The sequence below is a fragment of the Streptomyces sp. genome (assembly GCF_036566765.1).
Taxonomy (GTDB): domain Bacteria; phylum Actinomycetota; class Actinomycetes; order Streptomycetales; family Streptomycetaceae; genus Streptomyces.
The window spans coordinates 1-14,069 of record NZ_DATCVQ010000333.1; the positions used below are offsets into that span (position 1 = coordinate 1).

Annotated in this window: 9 protein-coding genes; 5 read left to right on the forward strand and 4 right to left on the reverse strand. The window is 69.2% G+C overall.

Annotated elements, in window-relative coordinates; translation table 11 throughout:
* Positions 1-526, forward strand: a 526-nt coding sequence (locus VIU94_RS19540) for a hypothetical protein (RefSeq protein ID WP_331913116.1), incomplete at its 5' end; no start/stop codon positions are given.
* Positions 527-637: 111 nt separating this feature from the next.
* On the opposite strand, the gene VIU94_RS19545 is transcribed toward VIU94_RS19540, so the two are convergent.
* The gene (locus VIU94_RS19545) at positions 638-4,012 is read right to left on the reverse strand and encodes a condensation domain-containing protein (protein ID WP_331913117.1); all 3,375 of its coding nucleotides are present in this window, start codon (positions 4,010-4,012) and stop codon (positions 638-640) included.
* A 209-nt stretch (positions 4,013-4,221) separates the two neighbouring features.
* On the opposite strand from VIU94_RS19545, the gene VIU94_RS19550 reads away from it, so the two are divergent.
* Entirely contained in the window at positions 4,222-4,983 is a 762-nt protein-coding gene (locus VIU94_RS19550; protein WP_331913118.1) for a thioesterase II family protein, read from the forward strand.
* Here the strand turns inward: VIU94_RS19550 and VIU94_RS19555 are convergent, their stop codons facing one another.
* Positions 4,984-8,658: an AMP-binding protein gene (locus tag VIU94_RS19555; RefSeq protein WP_331913119.1), complete on the reverse strand. Its 3,675-nt coding sequence runs from the start codon at positions 8,656-8,658 to the stop codon at positions 4,984-4,986.
* On the opposite strand from VIU94_RS19555, the gene VIU94_RS19560 reads away from it, so the two are divergent.
* Positions 8,638-9,633, forward strand: a complete 996-nt coding sequence (locus tag VIU94_RS19560; RefSeq protein WP_331913120.1) for an NADP-dependent oxidoreductase — start codon at positions 8,638-8,640, stop codon at positions 9,631-9,633. The genes VIU94_RS19555 and VIU94_RS19560 overlap by 21 nt on opposite strands.
* A gap of 134 nt (positions 9,634-9,767) precedes the next feature.
* Here VIU94_RS19560 and VIU94_RS19565 read toward each other — a convergent pair whose 3' ends face one another.
* A complete protein-coding gene (locus tag VIU94_RS19565; RefSeq protein ID WP_331913128.1) occupies positions 9,768-10,364 on the reverse strand; it encodes a dienelactone hydrolase family protein in 597 nt (198 codons plus the stop codon).
* A gap of 430 nt (positions 10,365-10,794) precedes the next feature.
* Between VIU94_RS19565 and VIU94_RS19570 the strand changes: the two genes are divergently transcribed.
* Positions 10,795-11,463, forward strand: coding sequence for a helix-turn-helix transcriptional regulator (locus VIU94_RS19570; protein WP_331913121.1), 669 nt, complete (start codon positions 10,795-10,797; stop codon positions 11,461-11,463).
* Between the two features lie 177 nt (positions 11,464-11,640).
* On the opposite strand, the gene VIU94_RS19580 is transcribed toward VIU94_RS19570, so the two are convergent.
* Positions 11,641-12,741, reverse strand: a complete 1,101-nt coding sequence (locus VIU94_RS19580) for a DNA glycosylase AlkZ-like family protein (RefSeq protein ID WP_331913122.1) — start codon at positions 12,739-12,741, stop codon at positions 11,641-11,643.
* A gap of 282 nt (positions 12,742-13,023) precedes the next feature.
* On the opposite strand from VIU94_RS19580, the gene VIU94_RS19585 reads away from it, so the two are divergent.
* Positions 13,024-14,058 carry a GNAT family N-acetyltransferase gene (locus VIU94_RS19585; RefSeq protein WP_331913123.1) on the forward strand — a complete coding sequence of 345 codons (1,035 nt, stop codon included), beginning with the start codon at positions 13,024-13,026 and terminating at the stop codon, positions 14,056-14,058.
* Positions 14,059-14,069 lie beyond the last annotated feature (11 nt).

Consider the following 14,069-nt stretch of genomic DNA (forward strand, 5'->3'; position numbering starts at 1 on the left):
GCCGGCCGTGGGGCGGCTGCTCACCGCCGGACCGAGTCGGCTGGACGAACGGATCCCGTCCCTCTCCGGGGCGCCGCTGTACCGCGGCCGCGCGCTCAAGGCCCGCGACGTCCCCGAGCCCCTGATCAGACGTACCGCCCCCGACGTCGTCGACCCCGTCACCGGGCAGCGCACCGTGCGACTGCACCTCACCGTGCCCGACGACGCCTTCATGGTGGACGTGTTCGCGAACACCACCCACCACTCGGTGCAGGGCGCGACGGTCGACGGCGTGGACATCGATGCCGCGAAAGCCGCGCTCGCCGAACCTTGGGGCTGGGGATTCCGCTACGCCGCGCTCTCGGGCAAGGGCATCGACCTCACCCTCCGGACCGAAGGCAACGGCCCCCTGCGCCTCCGCGTCCTGTCCACCGCCTCCGGCCTCCCGGACGGCGTCGACGCACCTCGGCTCCCGCCAGGTACCGGTTGGGCGGGCTTCCCGGTGCTGTCGGGGCAGACCATCGCCGTACGAACCTTCTCGTTCTGACCGGATCGGGCAGGCGGGGCAAGCCCCTGTGGGGTCATCGAACCAGATCCCTCGGCGGGCGTGCCCGCCGAGGGATCTGGTCGATCCGCGCGGAGTGGACCGCCGCCCCGATCAGGCGCGGCGGGATGCCTCGGACTCCAGATCGCTCAGCAGGGCCTCGACATCCTCCACAGGCTCCTGCTCGGCCTGGCGGTACGCGATGCGCCGTGCGAGCATCTCGACCGTCGACGAGGCGAAGATGTCGCGCAGGGTGAGGTCCACCTGGACGGTCTCCCGGATCCGGATGTTCAGCTGCGTCGCGAGCAGCGAGAACCCGCCCAGTTCGAAGAAGCTGTCATGGACGCCGACCCGATCGACCTTGAGGAGTTCCGCAAGGATCTCGACGAGCTGACGCTCCACCGGGGTTCGCGGAGCGACGTACCGGTCGGCTGTCTCCCGCGACTCCGGACGGGGCAGAGCGGCCAGATCGTACTCTCCGTCCGCAGTCAGCGGCAGCTGTTCGAGCACCACGTGATGCCGTGGGAGCAGTGCGTCGGGCACCCGCGCCGCAAGCCGGGGCTGGGCCGCAGCCAGGTCGAACTCCCCGTCCTCGGTGACCACATAGGCGACGAGCTCCGTGTCCGCGCCGGCTTCCGTCGCGTCGACGACGAGGGCGTCGACGACGCCCGAGAGCTCACGCAGCGCGCAGGTGACCGGAAGAGTGTCGGCCGACGGGTCGCTGCCGACCATGCCGACCATCTCGAACGTCCCGTCAGCCCAGCGCCGCCCGAGCTCCCCGCTCCGACCGCCCTCCGTGCAGAGTTCGGCGACTTCGCCGACCGCCGCATCCTGTCCGCCTCGCCGAACGAGCCGCACAGGACCGCGCACGGCATGGCCGAGGGGAATGCGCAGGGGCGCCGTCTCCGCCGCCCACCCATCCGGTATGTCGTAAACCGTCGCGGGTCGGCCGTCGGGCCCGAGGCCGTACAGGCCCGTGCACCGGGCGTCCGGGGCCGTCCGGCGTACCGCGACGACGTCCTGCGCCACAAAGGATCCCGAGTTCTCGACCACGACGTGGCGCAGTCCGGGCAGGGAGGAACCCGCCAGGCCACGCAACGACTCCGGCCCCGCATAGAGCACGCTGACGCCGGCGCTCTCCAGCTCCGCGGCCGGCGCGCCTGTTCCACCGGCAGGCGTGTGGTCGACCAGCACCACGGTCCCTCCCGCGGCGAAGGCGGTCAGGAGCGCCGAGATCACGTGATGGGTGGAGCCGGAGAGCACGGCGAAGCGGTCGTGGGAGTCGAACCCGTAGCGTGCCACCGCCCAATCCGGGCCGCCACCGGGGATGACGGCGTCGGCGCCCGACTCCGTCCCGTCGCTCGGCGGACTGTCGGGATCGATGACGTGAATCTCGTCCGGCCCGAGCCGCAGCGTGATGCCGGAGCCGTCGGAGCGCACCGCCAAGCCGCCGGCGGCCTCCAGGGCATCGCCCGAGCGATCCAGGGACACCCGGATTCCGGCCCGCAGACACCCCAGGAGCGCGGCCGCACAGAGAGCGGACGGCCGCCAGGCAAGGACGACCTGGCCCTCGATGTCGCCAAGTCGACGGTTCCCGGCGTCTGCGGGAAGGCGCCGCGTCAACGCCCGGGAGACTCGGTCCGCCACCTCGTCGATGCGGCGGTAGGTCCACTCGCCGTCGCGGTCGACGACCGCGACGGCATCAGGGTCGGCCGCCGACAGCAGTCCACGGGTCGGTGCGGAGGACGCTGCTGCCGGGCGCGGGTACGCGGTCGAGCCACTGACCTGCCCTGTTTCGCTCGCGCCGGTCTCGGGAGTGGTCGTGTCCCCGGTCGGGCCGGGCATCAAGTCGGCCGGCGACTCACCGGGTGAGGTCAGCCGGTACTCGCTCAGAGGGCGGTCAGGAGCGTGCGCCGCGGTCCGGAGGATCGCCGTCATCTGCTCCAGAAGCTGCTCGATCATGACCCGCTCGTAGCGGTTCGCATCGAATTCCAGGTCGAAGCGGAGGACCCCGTCCCATTCGCGCGCGTTCAAGGTCAGCTCGAACTTGCTGGGCCGGGCCGGAGCGTCCAGCAACTCCCCTGTGGTGCCTGCCAGTGGACGGACCTCAGGGGTGTCGACCCCGTTCAGGATCACCTGGAAGAGCGGTGTCCGGGACGGGACACGGGTCGCGGGAAGCTCGCCGACCAGCAGGTCCAACGGCGCTTCCGCATGCGCGTATCCGCCGATCGCCGCCTTGCGGGCGCGGGCGAGAAGCTCGGCGAACGTCGGGTCACCGCTGAGGTCCAGTCGGAACGGAAGCGTATTGACGAAGAAGCCGATGAGGTGCTGCAACCGGGCGTCGGACCGCCCTGTGATCGGCACCCCGATCACCACGTCCTCCTGGCCCGACCAGCGGCCGAGAACCGTCCCGAACCCGGCCAGGAGCGCCATGAACGCGGTCGCGTCCGCCTTCCGGCACAACTCGCCGAGCGCACTCGTATCGGCTTCCGAGAGCGCGGCAGACACCCGTCCGCCCACCAGAACATCATCCGGCGTGCTGCGCCGCCGGCTGGGGAGCGCCAGGGAGGCCGGGGCGCCGGCGAGATGCTCGCGCCAGTAGTCCACCTGCTGCTGCAGGTACTCGCCGGTCAGCCATTTCCGCTGCCACACGGCGAAGTCGCGGTACTGGACCTCCAGTTCGGGCAGATCCGCCCGCCGCGGATCGCCGCCCGCCGCGTACAGGGCGGACAGTTCCCGCACGAAGACGCCGACCGACCAGTCGTCGCACACGATGTGGTGTGCGGTGATGCTCAGCAGATGCTCGGCCTCGCCCACCCGGATCAACAGGCAGCGCACCAGGGGGCCGTGTTCGAGGCTGAAGGGCGCGGCGGCATCGGCGTCCATCAGCTCGCGCGCCCGGTCCTCACCGTCGGGTCGGGCGCTGACGTCCTCGAACCGGAGATGCCAGTCGTCCGCGAGGTCGTCGACGATCTGCACCGTCCTGCCGTCCTGTACGGGAAACCGGGAGCGCAGTGCCTCATGCCGGTCCATGATGGCGCGCAGTGAGGCGTCCAGGGCAGCCACGTCCAGGTCTCCGCTGAGCCGCTGCCGACCGTGCACATGGTAGGCAGCGCTCGGCAGGAGCTGGTCCTCCAGCCAGAGCCGCTGCTGGTCATAGGAGAGTACGGGCTCGGCTCCCGCAGGACGCCGGCCCACCTCGGGCCACGGGGCGGGCGCGGCATCCACCACGTGTTGCGCCAGGGTGGCCACCACGGGGGACTCGAAGAAGTCCATCGCCCGGACCCGCACCCCGTACCGCTCGTGGATCTGTCCGAGCGCCCGCACGGCCATCAGCGAGCTTCCCCCGAGATCGAAGAAGTCGTCGAACACGCCTATGTCGTCGCGCCGGAGGATGTCGCGGAAGATCCTGCCGATGCCCTCCTCGACAGCGGATCGGGAAGTCGCCGGACCGTGCCCGGCGGGGTGCGCCGCGTCATCAGGGGTCACGTCTGTCCGATCGGATGCATGGGGCGAAGGATGAGAGGCCACAGCGCTCACGTTAAGGGCGGGTCCGGCTCTCGGTGGCGTCGCAGAAAACGGGTACCGGCGCTCGTGCGTCGCAGGTGGGGCCTGTCACTCGAACACCGGACAGGAGACCTGCGCGGAGGCCGGGTTGACTGGGCGTACCTGGATGCCGGTCTGTAGAGGGAGCACCGATGTCACCGATCGACAAGCTGTTTCCCTATCGGAGGGAAACCGACGGATTCGAGCTGTTCGCCTTTCCGCACATCGCAGCGGGACCCACGCTGTTCCACTCGCTCCGCGAGACGGCCGCGCAGGCGGGGATCTCCCTGAGCGGGGCGTTGCTGCCCGGGCGTGGACGCAGGGTCCGGGAGGCGCCGCACCGCTCGATCCATACGCTGCTCGCCGAGATCGAAGAAGCGGCGAAGTCAGACGACTTCGCCGCCTTTTCCGGAGACTACGGCCTGCTGGGGCACTGCTCCGGATCCATTGTCGCCCTCGAGATCGCACGTCTGCTCGTCCGGCTGCCGTGTGCGAATCCGCAGCTGCTCGTGGTCTGCAGCTGCCGACCTCCGGAACTCGTTCCGGACACCGGCACCAGCAGGCTCTCCCGCGAGGACATGTTCGCGCGTACCGCCGCGCTGGGAGGCATGCCGGATGCGCTCCTGGCCGACCAGGATTTCCTCGACCTGCTGGAACGGCCGATGCGCGCGGACTGGGAGGTGTTCGACGGCTACGTCCACACCGACTCCCCTGCGCTCCCCGTCCCGATCCTGACGGCGCGCGGGGCGGACGACCCGACGGTGCCCGCGGCGGAGCAGCCCCGCTGGAAGGCGCAGACCCAGGGGCTCTTCCGAAGTGTCGAGCTGAAGACCGACCACTGGATGCTCTCCGACGAGGGGTCCCGCGCCCTCACACACGAGATCTCGGCAACGCTCTCCGCGATCCGCAGCTGACTACGCAGCCCCGTCGGCGAGGCCGGCGAGCGTCACGTCCGGGTCGGCGGCGACCCGGTCCAGAACCGCCAGGTAGTCCCGCACCAAGCGATCGGCCGCCGCCGCGTCGAGCGAGCCCGCGCGGAACCGCAGCAGCCCGTGCGCGGTGCCGGACACCTCGGCGATCACGACCTCGACGGGTACCGCACCACCGCCGAGGGACAACGGGAACTTCTCGACCGGCAGGGACCCCAACCGGCCGCGGACCGCCGAGGGACCCACCTGGGCCAGCGCGGCGATCTCGGTGGTGTCATGCGCCGTGCCCGGCTGCTGCGGTGTCGCCGATCCCTGCGCGCGGGGGTCGCCGGTGGGGCGCGGGGGCGCCTGATTGACGGTGAACAGCACATCCACGAGATGCCCGCGTCCACCGACGCCGTGACGTTCACGGAGCAGGTACATCGGGTAGTCCTGGTGCTCCAGCGCGCCGATGACCTGCTGTCGCACCCGACCGAGCAGCACGAGGAACGGCATGTCGCCGGCCGCTCGGCAGCGGATCAGAGAGGTGCCGGCGCAGCATCCGACCACGTCCGCGAACTCGGGACGGGTGCGGCCCATCATGGGTGTCCCCACGACCAGATCGTGCTGCCCCGTCGTCCGGTACAGGACTGTCATGAACGAGGCCAGCAGCAGTACGTACAGCGTCACGTTCGTGTCGGCGGCACGCGCGCGCAGCGCGTCCGTCAGCTCTGCGTTGATCGCGAACTCGATCGCACCGCCGTCGCGCCCGCCCCCGTCTCCCTGGGGGAAGGTGAGCCGTGGCCACGCGGTGTCCGCTGCGACCGCCAGCTGTTCGAGCCAGTGGCTCTCCATGCGGCGTACGCGTTCGTGGTCGGACAGAACGGCATTGCGCCAGGCGGACACGTCGAGATAGGTGGCACGTGGCGGCGCCAGGGAGAGCTCCTGGCCGGCGGCGTAGGCGCTGTAGAAGGCGCCCACCTCACGGGCGAGGATCGTGCTGGACCAGAAGTCCGTGATGATGTGGTGCATGCGCACCAGAAGGACTTCACCACCGGCGGACCGGTAGAGGTCGACGTGCAGCAGTGGACCGGTGACGAGATCGACGGGGGTGCTCGACACGGCGTTCAGGCGTGCGGTGAGGGCGTGTTCGTCCAGCTCGGGCACGTCGTGCACCCGGACCGTGACCGGGCTCTCCGGGTGGACGACCTGTACCAGCTCCTCGTCCCGCACCTCGAACGTCGTACGCAGCACCGGGTGCCGGGCGGCGACGGCGTCCAGCGCCTTCTGCAGCGCGCCGAGATCGACCGACTCCGGCAGGCGCAGTGCGGTGGCGACGGTGAACTCGGGGTTGTCCGGTTCGAGTTGCTGCATCAGCCAGATCTCACGCGCGCCGTGCGACAGCGGCGCCTGCACTTCTCCGGTCGCGTCCGGCGCAGGCGAGGGAGCCCCGTCCCCGGGCGTTCCCGTCCCGGCCGCCCCGGGGACCTGCTGTGAGCAGCTGTCCGTGATCTGCTCGAGAACTCCCTCCATGGTGCCGCCGGCGAGCACGTCACCGAGCGGCACCGTGACACCGAACGCGGCTTCCATCCGGTGCTGCAACGTGACGAGGGCGAGCGAGTCCAGGCCGAGTGCCAGCAGCGGAACCTTCACGTCGAGGGTGTCGGGCGCGACATCGACCAGCTCTGCGACGAGCACACGCAGCCGGTGGTCCAGATCGTCGCGGGGCCCGGGCTGCGCATCGACCGCGGGCGCAGTGGCCGCAGGCACGCGCTCCACGGCCGCCTCCGTGAGCTCGCCTGCCAGGTAGCGCGCGCGGCACAGACTGCGCTGGATCTTGCCGCTGGAGGTCTTCGGCACCGTGCCGGCGCGCACCAACACGACCGTGTGGGCCCGGAGGCCGTGGACGAGGGCCACTGCCTCGCGAACCCGGGCGGTGATCTCGTCGCCGTCGACGGTCTCGGACGCCCCGCGCACCTCCATCACCAGGACCAGCCGGTCCTCGGCATGGTCATCGGGCACTTGGAACGCCGCGGAACAGCCGACCCGCAGCGCCGGATGCGCGTGCTCGGCGGTGTACTCGATGTCGTGCGGGTAGTGGTTCCGGCCGCGGACGACGAGAAGGTCCTTGCGCCGCCCCGTCACCACGAGCCGGCCCTCCAGCTGGAACCCCAGATCCCCCGTGCGCAGGTAGTGGGCGTCCTCGCCTGCGATGCGTGCGCCGAACACGCGCTCGGTCTCCTCAGGGCGACGCCAGTACCCGCGGGCGACGCTCGGCCCCGTCACCCAGATCTCACCCACCACTCCCTCGGGGCATCGTTGCCCGGTGCCGGCGTCGACGATCGCGATCTCCTGGTCCGCGGCCCCGGATCCGCAGGAGACGAGCGACACTTCCGAGCCTTCGCCGGGCGCGGCGGCCGTATGGCCTGCCAGTGCGTCGCGATCGACCTGGAGTCGGGGCACCGGTTTGCCCAGTTCCGTGCCGCTGACGATCAGCGTCGCTTCGGCGAGGCCATAGCACGACAGGAAGGCATCCGCGCGGAATCCTGCGGGGCCGAAGACAGCGGCGAACCTGTCCAGCGTCTCCGGACGGATCGGCTCGGCCCCGTTGAAGGCCACCTGCCATGCGCTCAGATCCAGCTGTTCGACCTCCTGCGGAGTGGCACGGCGGGAACACAGCTCGTAGGCGAAGTTGGGGCCGCCGCTGACGGTGATGCCGAGACTCGAGATCAACCGCAGCCAGCGCATGGGCTGCTCGAGGAAGTGCAGCGGAGACAGCATCGTCACGGGGCAGCCCGAGTACAAGGGCTGCAGCAGACCGCCGATAAGACCCATGTCGTGATAGGGCGGCAACCAGATCAGAGCCTGAGTGTCGGAGTCGGTGCCGAAGTACCCCTGGATCATTCCGAGGTTGTGCAGCAGATTCTCGTGCGAGACCATCACGCCACGCGGTGCGGCCGTCGAGCCCGAGGTGTACTGCAGGAAGGCCGTCGAGCCGGGATCCACCGCGACGGGTGCGGCCGGCTCGTCGGGCACGGCATCGACCGCGATCCAGCGCAGGTTCCGCAGGCGTGGCGCATGCTCGCCGAGATCGTCGATGAACCCGAGCAGATCCGATGTCGTCAGGGCGGTGACAGGATCGGCGTCGTCCACCACACCCATGAGCCGGGGCAGGGTGCGTTCGCGCCGGAACGGGTCCGGCGGGTATGACGGCACCGCCACCACTCCGGCGTAGAGGCAGCCGAAGAAGGCGGACACGTAGTCGAGTCCGGGAGCCAGCAGCAGCAGGGCACGGTCCCCGGGCGCGGCGCCGGAGGCATGGAGCGCGGCAGCGATCGCGGATGCCCTCCGGTCCAGGTCGGCATAGCTCAGCACCTCCCGCTCGGCTTCACCATCACTCAGATAGGTGTAGCCGACCGCGTCCGGCCGCTCGCGCGTACGCTCCTGCAACAGCTCGGAGACGGTGCGCGAGACCACGAGCTGTTCCTTCGGCGCCACGGTGAACCTCCAGCAAGAGGGGCGACACCCGCGCGTGCGCGACAGCACTGCTGACGGCAACCGGGTGTCGGGACAACTGAAGCTAGGCAACGCCTGGCCAGGCGTCCTGTCACCGGAACTTGGGGCGACGCCGATCCTCGGGCGGCACCTACCGTGTGACGCATGAAAGGGCGCGAGATCCACCTGGCTTCGAGACCCCTCGGCTGGCCGTCGGAAGACGATTTCTGCCTGGCTGAAGTCGAGGTGGCCGAGCCGCAGGCAGGTGAACTGCTCGTCCGCAACCAGGTGATGTCCGTGGACCCCTACATGCGCGGGCGGATGAACGAAATCCCGTCGTACGTGCCGCCCTTCGACATCGGGCGACCGCTGGAAGGCGGTGCCGTCGGCACGGTGATCGAGTCCGGGTCAGCGCTCTTCGCAGCGGGCGATGTCGTCCTGCACCAGGCCGGCTGGCGGGAGTACGCGGTGGTGCCGGAGGACGCCGCGACGAGAGTGGACCCCGGTCTTGCCCCGCCCTCGGCCTATCTCGGAGTGCTCGGGATGCCCGGCCTCACCGCCTACGCGGGGATCCTGGATGTCGCCGCCATGCAACCGGGCGAGGTCGTCTTCGTGTCGGCCGCCGCCGGCGCCGTCGGCAGCGCGGCAGGACAGATCGCGCGGTTGAGAGGGGCTGGGCGGGTCGTCGGGTCCGCCGGCTCCCCGGAAAAGGTCGAGTACCTGCGCGGCATCGGCTTCGATGCTGCCTTCGACTACCACGACGGCGCCCTGCGTCGCTCCCTGCGCACCGCCGCGCCGGACGGCATCGACGTCTACTTCGACAACGTCGGCGGGCGGCAGCTCGAGGTCGCCATCGGCGCCATGCACCCGCACGGTCGGATCGCCATGTGTGGCGCGATCTCGATGTACAACGCCGATGAGCCACCGGCGGCGCCCCGGAACCTGGCGCTCTCCATGGGCAAACGGCTCACGCTTCGGGGCTTTCTCGCCGGCGATTTCGCACACCTGCGGGATCAGTTCATCGCGGAGGCCGCCGGGTGGCTGCACGCCGGAGAGCTGCATTACCGGGAGACGTTCGCCGAAGGCCTCCAGGCAGCCCCTCGCGCCTTCCTGGACATGATGCGCGGACGCAACCTGGGCAAGATGCTCGTACGCCTCTGACCAGGACGGGTGCGAGGCCGGCTCCCTGCCCAGGATGCGGGCGCGCGCTCGCGCTGCCCAGCATGCGGGCGCGCGCTCACGGCCGGTCTCACACCGAGTTCGGCGTGAGACCGGCCGCCGGGTCGGCGCGTGAATCAGACCGAAGCGAGGAACGTCCGCACGCGGTCCATGAGCAGTTTGGACGCCTCCGCGTCGAAGGCATCGAGCGAAGCATCGGTGAACAGGTGCTGATCGCCGGCGTAGACGAACAGCTCCGCAGCCGAGGCGGACTTGGCCAGCTCGCGTGCCGCCGGCAGGTCTTCCTCGAAGAACTCGTCGCCCTCTTTGCCGTGCATCTGCACCGGCACGCCGTCGGGCCAGGAATCCCCGTACTCCGCGACGGGGATGCAGGAGTGCATAAGCAGTGCACCACGTGCGCCCGGTCGTGTCTGGGCCAGTTTCTGAGCGATCGTCACGCCGAAGGAGAAACCGGCGTAGACGAGCTCCGGACCGAGGCCCTCGGCCGCCGCCGCACCACGCGCCCGGAGGGTCTCGAACCCGGTTTCCCGCGCGAACTCCATGCCCTCCTCAAGACTCCCGAAAGTGCGGCCCTCGAACAGATCCGGCGTATGCACGGTGTGGCCGGCCTGCCTCAGGTCTTCGGCAAACGCCTGGATCCCGTCAGTCAAGCCCTGGATGTGGTGGTACAGCAGAACTTCGGCCATCTCTGCGGTCTCCTCCGGTCTATTGATCGACTGTTCCTAAAACGCACCAAAACGCTAGCGACTCACCGGTCGACTGACAACCTCTCACCTCACGGGTGCGCAACGGGCTATTGTGCCCACCTCCGGGGGCGCCGGTGAGCGAATGAGTAGCGCGACGGTTACTGACCGACATAACTGCAGAGAGTCGACCGACGGGTGGTCCGCGCGCCCGCACCGCACCCAACTCCCTTATGGCCAGCAGATGTTCGGCCACTTAGTGTGATACACGCTACGCCGGTCACATCCCTGGCGACCCGAAGGTTGACATGCCCGTACAGGGGTTCCGGTGTTCCCCGTAGGAGGTCCCTTATTCACGAATAGACCTGACGCCGCGTCAAGCGCAGCGAGCATCACCCAGCACACCTGACGTCCGTCGATCGCGCTGCCGCCAGTGGCCGCCTTTCTCCTTGGGACATGCATGATTCGCACAGATCTGCTCGTGACCTCTCCCTGCTTCCTGCTCGGCCTGAGCCAGGTCCTCACAGCGGCTGGGGTCAGAATTGTCGCCACCCGCACCTCGGCCCGCGAGGAGCCATGCTGGCTCGCCGACGTGGCGGTCATGGACGCCGACGCGGTCGCCGGTACAGACAGCCATATCGTCACGGACGCCGCCCGGTCCATGGCGGTGCTCATCCTCACCAACGGCCCCTCCATAAACGGCAAAGATTACATAAAAGCAGGCGCGACAGCCGTCATCAGCAAAGACGAGCCCGGGTCCAGGATCGTGCGCGCCGTCCAACTCGCCGCCGCCGGATCAGCCGGCCGCATAGCGTCGACCCAGCCCAGCGCCGGCCTCACGGGCAGCGGAGTCCAGGCGGGCCAACCCACGCTCTCGGACCGCGAGCAGCAGGTTCTCACCCAGATCGCCCAGGGCAGAACGCACGGCCAGATAGCGACCCGCCTGGGCATAAGCCAGCACACCGTCGACACCTACGTGAAACGCATTCGCGTCAAACTCGACGTAGGAAACAAGGCTGAACTCACCCGCGCAGCTCTCCTCGGTAAATTCGTCACCTCGACAGGGGACGAGGAAACCGCCGACAGCACCACCTCTCACTTGGGGCGGGAAGGAGCATCCGTTTCATAACGCCCGAGCGCGCTGACTCCACACGCAATCGACCGTGACGCGAACGGTGTCGCCCGATGTCCCCACTCGCGCGGACAGCCGAAGGAAACCTCTTCGACGGCGACACCTTCGTGGACCGACGACCGCGGCACATACAAGTGGCCGTGCACGACGGCCCTCGTCCGCCGAATGCGTCGCTCAAGAACGCTCCACCTCCAGTTCGAGCCACTCGGCCAGCGCCTCCACCTCCGCATCGACGGCCACCGCCATTTCCTTCGTGAAAACCTCGTCCTCATGGACGGCATTGACCCGAAGGACGCCCCTCTTCCGGTCCGCGGTCGCGTCGAGCTTGCCCACCAGGCGCTCATGGAACAGAATCGGCAGCGCGAAATATCCCCAACGGCGTTTCGCCACGGGCTTGTACATCTCGACTCCGTATTCGAAATCAAAGAGCTCCATCGCGCGCTTGCGGTCATGAATCAGGCGGTCGAAGGGGGACAACAGCGCGGCCCGCCCCTCGAAGGGCTGCCCCAGATACATGGGGTCGACGCGCCACTCGCCTTTGACCCCCTCGACGACGGCCGCCTCGCCCGCCCCACCGACGTCATACGGTTCGATGGGCACCTTGGTCGACTTGGTGCGTGCAATTCCCAATGCCCGCAGCCTGCGCTCGTCGCGTTCCCGCAACGCCTCCTCGGGGTCCGGAACCGGGGCATCCGGGTACACCCGCTCGGCCAGGTCCCACAGCCGGTTGCGGCCCTGCCGCCCCGCGATGGCCACCTCTCCGAGGTCGGCCATGATCCCCAGCAGCCGGATCACGTTCTGGTCGTTCGTCCACCCTGTCGACTTCCACGGAAGCACGCACGTGTCCGGGATGTCGCGCGAGAGCAGCGGGCCATCGGCTTGAAGCCGCGAAAGGATGTCCCGGCGGCAGGCGTCATTGGCCTCGAGCCAGCCGTGAAACCTCTTCTCCCAGTCGGCCACCGGCGGCCGACGCCGCATCTCGAGCATTTCGGCCCGAAAGAGCACCGCGTCCTCGACCGGCCGGATGGTCGCCCCGATCTCGACGAGTTGCCGCTCCTTGAGCGCCTGGACCAGGAACTCCGGCGCATAGGCCGCACCGAGCCTGCTCCACGACACCAGATCCGCGGCCGGCGCAATGGCCGCGGTGGGATCCAGCTGCAGCAGCGTCAGGTGCCGCACCATGTCGGTCAACGCTGTCGGCCGCTCGCCGTGCAGAAGCTGCGCGCGAATCGCGATCCGCCGCGCATCCACACGACTGAGCGTGTGAACGTTCATCAGATTTCCTCCAGGGTAAGCCCGTTCGACGCGATGACCTGCGCCGCGTTCATCGAGCGGGCGACAGTTCCGGAATGCGGTGGCGTTACGTAAGATACGAAAGTCCCGCGTCGAGTACACCGTTCATCCGAGCTGTTCAACGGGCAAACCGGTGAGGCGAGTCTCGGGTACGCCGCACTCGGCGTCATGCCGCCCGTTCGGGTGACTAGCCCCCCGCCCGCTCTGCGCTGTCCCCTGCAGAGAGGGCTCATCCCATGAGCCCGCAGGCGACGGGATGAGGCAATGCGTACCGAGGAAGTCGACAAGGTGTCGATCGACCTCCTGGACGAACTCGGCATCACGGCATCCGACCACGTCCTGGGGGAACTGGAACGCCACCACATAGTGGAGCGCAGGCGTGGCGCCCGCATCACCTATCTCGTGGTGCGCCGCACGTCAGGTGCTGCTCTGGGTCTGCTTCCCGTCTATCAGTTCTCGCGCCCCTACGAGGCCTCCCTCGCCCCGGAGAACATCTTCGATGACCTGCCCCCTTCGACCGACTCCCGACTGTGTTCAGCCGGTGGGGCCGGCGGCTACCGGAATCACCTGGTCCTGAGGTCTGCGATCGAGCCCGCGTGTGCCGCCGGCGCCGCACGCGCATTGGTCTCGGCTGCCCGACAGGTCGCCTCGGCGGCAGGCTGCCCGCAGGTCCTGATCCCGGACCTCGACCCTGCTCAGGCTCGATGGCTCGCGGAGTTCGATCCGGAGGCGATCGCGGTCGCGACACGCGACAAGGCCGTGATGCCGATCGAGTGGGGCGATTTCTCCGAGTACCTGGCCGCTCTCCCGCGCAAGCGCAGATGGCAGGTCCGCCAGGAGCGCCGCGCCTTCGCGGACAGCGGGATCGTCGTTCGCGATGAGCCGCTGTCCTCGGTCGCCGCCGAGGTCGCGCCGCTGCTCGCGCAGACCCAGCAGCGCCATGGCGACCCCGCGGGCCCCCTGGAGGCGGAGTTCTACCTGGCCATGCTCGCGATGACACCGGGTTCCGAGGTACGCGCGCTGGTGGGATATCTGTCCGGCAGACCGGTGGCATTCTCGGTCGTGCACCGCCGCGGCGGCACCTGGGCGATCAGGGCGGTGGGCCGCGACTACACGGCACCGGAACACGGTCAATACTTCAACTTGACCTATTACGAACCCATCGCCCGCGCCATCGCCGACGGCGCCACACTGATCGACTTCGGTATCGGATCCCTGTCCGCGAAGCGCTTCCGCGGATGCCGGCTCCAGCCCCTGCGGTCCCTCCTCCTGCCGACCGTGCCGTCCCGAGGACGGTGACCGGTCGCCTG